This window comes from Salmonella sp. SJTUF15570 (assembly GCF_043357055.1).
Taxonomy (GTDB): domain Bacteria; phylum Pseudomonadota; class Gammaproteobacteria; order Enterobacterales; family Enterobacteriaceae; genus Salmonella; species Salmonella enterica.
Genome location: NZ_JBEUKJ010000011.1, coordinates 127,562 through 134,125 on the forward strand (window position 1 = coordinate 127,562; position 6,564 = coordinate 134,125).

The window sequence follows — 6,564 nt, forward strand, 5'->3', positions numbered from 1 at the left end:
TGCGGGGGCAGAATAGCAGAAATTTACCGGGCTCTCACGCGCCAGGCGTTCAGGCGGCATCGCCTTTGCTCATTGGCGCCAGCGCGGCGGGCAAACTTTTCCCCAGTTCCTGCACCAGTGAATCGCCACTGATTTCGCTAATAGATTTCGCGCCGGTCAGGGTCATGGCGACTTTCATCTCTTTCTCGATCAGGTCCAGCAGATTGGCGACACCCGCTTTTCCTGCCGTCGCCAGCGCGTAGAGATAGGCCCGACCCAGCAGTACGGTATCGGCCCCCAACGCAATCATACGCACGACATCCAGCCCGTTACGAATCCCGCTATCCGCCAGAATGGCGATATCGCCTTTCACCGCATCGGCAATGGCGGGCAGGGCGCGGGCGGAAGAGAGCACGCCATCGAGCTGGCGGCCGCCGTGATTCGACACCACGATACCGTCAGCGCCGAAACGTACCGCATCGCGGGCATCTTCTGGATCGAGGATCCCTTTGATCACCATTGGGCCGTCCCAGAATTCGCGTATCCACTCCAGGTCTTTCCAGGAGATGGACGGATCGAAGTTATTTGCCAGCCAGCCGATATAGTCCTCAAGGCCGGTCGGTTTACCCAGATAGGCGGAAATATTGCCTAAATCATGCGGGCGACCGTTCAGGCCGACATCCCACGCCCATTTAGGGTGCATCACCGCCTGCCAGTAACGGCGCATGGCCGCGTTTGGGCCGCTCATCCCGGAGTGGGCGTCACGGTAGCGCGCGCCCGGCGTTGGCATATCCACGGTAAAGACCAGCGTGGAGCAGCCCGCCGCTTTCGCACGTTCAAGCGCGTTGCGCATAAAGCCCCGGTCACGCAGCACATAAAGCTGGAACCACATCGGGCGCTTAATGGTTGGTGCAACTTCTTCTATCGGACAGACGGAGACGGTGGAAAGGGTGAACGGAATGCCCTTTGCGTCTGCGGCGGCGGCGGCCTGTACTTCGCCGCGACGGGCGTACATGCCGCACAGGCCTACCGGCGCTAATGCCACCGGCATCGACAACGTTTCGTTAAACAGGGTCGTTTCCAGGCTTAAATCGGACATATTTTTCAGCACGCGCTGGCGCAGAGCGACTTGCGACAGGTCTTCCACATTTCGGCGCAGGGTATATTCCGCATACGCGCCGCCGTCGATGTAGTGGAAGAGGAAAGGAGGCAACGTGCGCTGAGCTGCGGCGCGATAATCGCTGGCTGCTGAAATAATCATGATTTATTCTCCCTGGTCATCTCATTATGGTCGCCGGGCAGGCGGGTAATACGCGCCTGGCGGGCCTGGTCTTCATCAAATCGTTTAATCGTAGTGTGGACAAAACTGAGGTGCGCCATCATCGCTTTACGCGCGCCCTCGGCGTTACCGTCCAGAATGGCGTCCATCACCGCCTGGTGTTGTTCCGTCAGCTTTGAGAATACGGGCGGAACGAGATACATACGCTGGCGACTCTGTTTGACGGAGGATTGCAGGACGTCGAAGAAACCGCGCATGGTTTGCAACAGCACCACATTGTGCGAGGCTTCCGCGATCGCCAGATGAAAGCGCACGTCGGCCTGGGAGGCGAGATCCGGGTCTTCGCTGAGCGTCGCATCAAAGCAGAGTCTGATTTTCTCTTTGTCGGCAGCAGTGGCACGCATGGCGGCGTGCCAGGCCGTACTGGCTTCAATGGCGTGGCGGGCCTCCAGAATGTCGAAACTGTAGTCCGGATCGTTCGCCATCAGCATTTTCAGCGGTTGCACGATATTCTGTTCAGACCAGGTTTCGTGCTGCCAGCGGACAAATGTCCCGCCGCCGCGACGACTCACCAGCACGCCTTCACTGACCAGCTTCGCCAGCGCTTCGCGTAAAGAGTTGCGTGATACGCCAAGCTGTAGAGCCAACTGGCGCTCGGCGGGCAATTTCATGCCCGCTTCCAGGTTTTGTTCTTCAATCAGCGCCCGCACGCGAGAGGCAATCTCGTCTGACAGGCGTTTTGGCATCACAATCACGGAATCATCCAGGTTAAAACATAGGCCTGAAGCGTAGTGATCACGCCCACCATACAGGTGAAGATCAGGCTGTGTTTGACGGTAAAACGGAACAGATCGGACTCTTTCCCTACCAGTCCCACCGCCGCGCAGGCGATGGCGATAGACTGCGGCGAGATCATCTTCCCGGTTACGCCTCCAGTGGTGTTCGCCGCCACCATCAGTACATCAGAGACGCCGATTTGCTGCGCCGCGGTAGCCTGTAGAGAGGCAAACAGCGCGTTAGATGAGGTATCCGAGCCGGTCAGGAATACCCCCAGCCAGCCGAGGAACGGCGAGAAGAACGTGAAGGCGCTGCCGGTGTGCGCCAGCGCTAACGCCAGCGTGGAAGAAAGCCCGGAATAGTTCGAGATAAACGCGAACGCCAGCACCATGCCGATGGAGTAAATCGGCAACGCCAGCTCTTTCAGCGTGCTGCCAAAGGTCTGGATTGCGGCTGAGGGTTTCATTTTCAGCCAGACGATAGACAACAGCGCGGCAAACAGGATCGCCGTGCCGGTGGCGGAGAACCAGTCAAATTTATACACCGCCGCGTAAGCGGTCGCTTCGTGTACGACCGGCGGCATACGGGCGACCAGTTTATCGAGATACGGTACCGGAACGTTAATTACCCAGTCATACAGCGCGCCGCCGGGGGCAAACAACGCTTTAAACGGCGGTACGCTCCAGAGAGTGACCGTGGCGGTCAGGAACAGAAACGGCGACCAGGCGCGAACAATTTGCCCTGTCGTATAGCGGGTGCGGGCCAGCGTCTGATCGACCTGCGACGCGCCCATATCGCCGAAGCGGAAGATGCGTACCGGCTGCCAGCGTTTGAGGAACAGCGTCAGACACACCAGAGACACCAGTGAAGAGATGATGTCCGGCAGTTCCGGCCCGATAAAGTTGGAGCTGAGATACTGGGCGATAGCAAACGAGCCGCCAGCGACCATCACCGCAGGCCAGGTTTCTTTCACGCCGCGCCAGCCGTCCATAATCGCCATAATCCAGAACAGGACGATAATGGTCAGGAACGGTAGCTGACGACCGACCATCTGACCGATTTCAAAGCTGTCCAGGCCCGTGACCTGTCCGGCAACCAGAATCGGGATCCCCATCGCGCCAAAGGCGACTGGCGCGGTGTTTACAATCAGGCACAGCCCTGCCGCATACAGCGGATTAAAGCCCAGACCCACCAGCAGCGCGGCGGTTATCGCCACCGGCGCGCCAAAACCTGCTGCGCCTTCAAGAAACGCGCCGAAGCAGAAGCCGACAATCAGCATTTGCAGACGCTGGTCCGGGGTAATGGAGAGTATTGATGAACGGATGATGTCGAATTGCCCGGTCTTGACCGAAATTTTATAGACGAAGACCGCGGCGATGATTATCCAGGCAATCGGCCATAGCCCGTAGAAGAAGCCATACACGACCGATGCCAGCGCGTGATCGACCGGCATTTTATAGAACAGCAGCGCGACGGCGAGCGCGATAACCACCGTCCACGAAGCGGCAACGTAGCCTTTCAGCTTGAGTTTAATCAGGGCGAAGAAAAAGAACAGGATTGGGAGCGATGCGATCAGGCTGGAAAGCCAGATGTTACCCGCCGGGTCATAGTTTTGTTGCCAGAGGTTCATTGCAGGTCTCCTGAGAACCACACGCATAATGGGATGAATCTTTGCTCATCTCGTTGGGGTCACATTATGTGTAAAAGTGGTCCTGCCAATATTGTTGTGTATGGATAATGACAACAAATAGTTAACCAGATGTTATTTATTGGCAACGGTATTGTAGAGTTAATTTAGTGAAATGTGAGTAGGCTGTGGTAACTGGCTAAAATTGGTAGGGCCAATTGAGAGGAGAGGACCACAAAGGGAAGTGAAAAGGCAATGGCATTATGCCATTGCCTTTGATGTCGGGAGTGTTGTTACTTCATTACCACTGGAAGCCCGCGCCAATGGCTGCAGAGTAATCGCCCTGGCTGTTGCTGGTTCCTTGCAGTTTATACACCCAGCCCCCGCTTTCACTTACCATGGAGACACCAATGGCGACGGCACTTTCACCATTAAACGTACCGCCAGCAATCGAGGTCATGTTGGCGCCCGGGGCGTAGGCTTGTGGCAGACCGGCCATCGCCATCGCTGAAGCGATACCGCCGCTCATCTTGTTTTCTACGCCTTTGATTTTGCTGTTCATTTCCCCCATTTTCTGGTCGGTATAGGTGTTTGCTTCTTCGACGCTGCGTTTCAATTGCGCATAGTTAACCGCATCCGTATCATTCACCGCCGCTGAAACATTGCCGATCCGAGTGGTGCCGCCACTCCCGTCTCCCAGGTTGAGCACGCTATAGTTAACCGAGCCATCTGCATTGGTTTCATAACGCACGGAGCCTGCTTCTGAGGCTTTCAGTTGCGCCACATTAACCGCGTCAGTGTTGTTCACCCCTGCGGCAACGTTGGTAATACGACGTTGCTGAGTAGAAGAGCCAACAGACACAGTATTAGCTTCATCTGCGACTGAATTTGTGCCTAACGCCACGCTGTTTTCAGCGGCAGCAATAGAGCCAGAGCCAATCGCGACGCTGTCCGCCCCCTGGGCATTTGCATCTGCGCCATCGGTGTTGGTCTTGAAGTACTTGGTGCTACCGGTAGTGACGATATCGCCAATACCGTTTTCAATATTGGTGACGCGAGTATCAAGACTACTCACCTGCGTGTTCAGGTTATTGATGCTTTCGGTATTCGCGGCAACACGGCTGTCGGTGACTTTCAATTGACTCACGTTAACGGCATCGGTATCTGCCGAACCCGCCGCGACGTTAGTGATCTGACGTTGACCGTCTTCACTGCCGACAGAGAACTCACCGACAGAGTTCTGCGGTGTGTCCATGTTGTAGGCGGTGTAGTCAGTCTGTGCGCCGCGAGTGGTCTGAGAACCATTACCCATTGCAATACTGTTTGCATGGTAGGCGCGTGCGTTAGAACCGATAGCAATACCGTTGATGGCATCAGCCATCACCAGTGTATTCAGACCAATACCAATACCTGCATCAGCATTGACGATGGTCTTCGCACCCATTGCCAGTGAGTCAGTTCCGACAGCCAGTGAATCTTCTTCCGTTGAGTTTGCGTGGTAGTACTTGGTCGGTGTAGTAGTGACCGCACCAATGGCATTTTGTAACTGACGTACAGTCACGGCGTCATGGGCTTCAGTACCATCGGCAACGTTAATGATCTGACGGTACTTACCATCATCACCAATCGACAGAGCGCCGAGCAGTTCACCGTCAGTAGTGTCGTAGCCAATCACCACGCCATCTTCGGTTACGCTGGTTTCACGAGAGCTTTTGGCTATCACACGACTGGAAACAGAGCTGCTACCCAGCGCAATACCGGTATCAACGGTACTGCTGCTGTTCTGACCAATCGCGACACTGCTTTCGCCGGAAGCGGCAGCGTTATAACCCACCGCCGTAGCGCCAGTACCCGATGCGCTGGCATCAATAAAGGTTAAGCCGGTGTCATTAGTACGCACATAGTTCAGACCCGCGCCATTCTCTTCGATGTACGTCTCGCTGGTATTACCGGCAATCTGGTTGATGATCTCATTTTGCTGATTGATCAAGGTGTTGGTGGCAAACAACTGGGAACCATTAATCGCATCAGTACTGGTTTCAGAAATATCACCGTTAGCAACATTAGTGATTACGCTGGCTTTGCCGTCGCGGCTGGCACTGAACGCACCATTTTCACCGGCGGTTGCGTCCCAGAGCAACGCATCATCCAGGGTGGAGTCGATCGCGTCCAGGGCATCACCTACGTTATTGTAATCGGTGTTGGCAATGGAGTAAGTCGGCGCACTGATGCTACCGTCAGCATTTACTGTGGCATTGCCGCCCAGGGCATCAACAACAGAGTTGCTCACACCATAGAGTTGTCCACCATTGATGGCATCGGTGCTGGTTTCAGAAATAGCACCGTTTGCGACATTGGTAATTTTGCTGGCATTGCCACCGTGGCCGGCGCTGAATGCACTTGCAGTTTCATCCCACAGCAGAGCGTCGCCCAGTGAAGTGCTAAAGGAGGTGTTAATTGCCGCCAGTGCATCACCTACGCTATCGTAACTGTTGCTACCGATGGTGTAGGACGGGCCAGTAAATACACCGTTTTCATCAACCGAGGCGTTACCGCCAAAATAGTCAGCCAGTGAATCACTTAAGCTAAAGAGTTGTCCACCGTTAACGGCGTCGGTACTGGTAGATGAGATTGTTCCAGCGGTGACGTTGGTGATTTTGCTGGTGGCATTGGTGCCGTGTGCAGCGGTGAATACGCCTGAGGCGTCATCCCATTTCAGTGCATCTTCACCAAGGTTAGTCACCGTATCAGTCAGGTTGGTGATACTGGTGGTGTTGGCGGCAACGTCATTCGTCAGATTAGTGATATTGGTGGTGTTGTTAGCAACATCGCCGGTCAGGTTGGTGATATTAGTGGTGTTGGTTGCCACGTTGTCGTTGGTGGTTTTCAACTGAGAACCGTT

At 55.2% G+C, this 6,564-nt stretch carries 4 protein-coding genes; all 4 read right to left on the reverse strand.

The annotated features are described in order from the left end of the window. Positions 1 to 49: 49 nt before the first annotated feature. Positions 50 to 1,240 (reverse strand): quinone-dependent L-lactate dehydrogenase, encoded by a 1,191-nt coding sequence (lldD, locus tag ABVN44_RS19730; protein WP_000586988.1) that lies wholly within the window; start codon positions 1,238 to 1,240, stop codon positions 50 to 52. Beyond that, complete coding sequence (gene lldR, locus ABVN44_RS19735; protein WP_000636696.1) at positions 1,237 to 2,013, reverse strand: transcriptional regulator LldR; 777 nt, start codon at positions 2,011 to 2,013, stop codon at positions 1,237 to 1,239. The genes lldD and lldR overlap by 4 nt, the downstream gene beginning before the upstream one ends. After that, complete coding sequence (gene lldP / locus ABVN44_RS19740) at positions 2,010 to 3,665, reverse strand: L-lactate permease (protein WP_001055305.1); 1,656 nt, start codon at positions 3,663 to 3,665, stop codon at positions 2,010 to 2,012. Before lldP ends, lldR begins: the two co-directional genes overlap by 4 nt. A 298-nt stretch (positions 3,666 to 3,963) precedes the next feature. Continuing rightward, on the reverse strand, positions 3,964 to 6,564 hold a 2,601-nt coding region (locus ABVN44_RS19745), incomplete at its 5' end, for a YadA family autotransporter adhesin (RefSeq protein ID WP_393920715.1).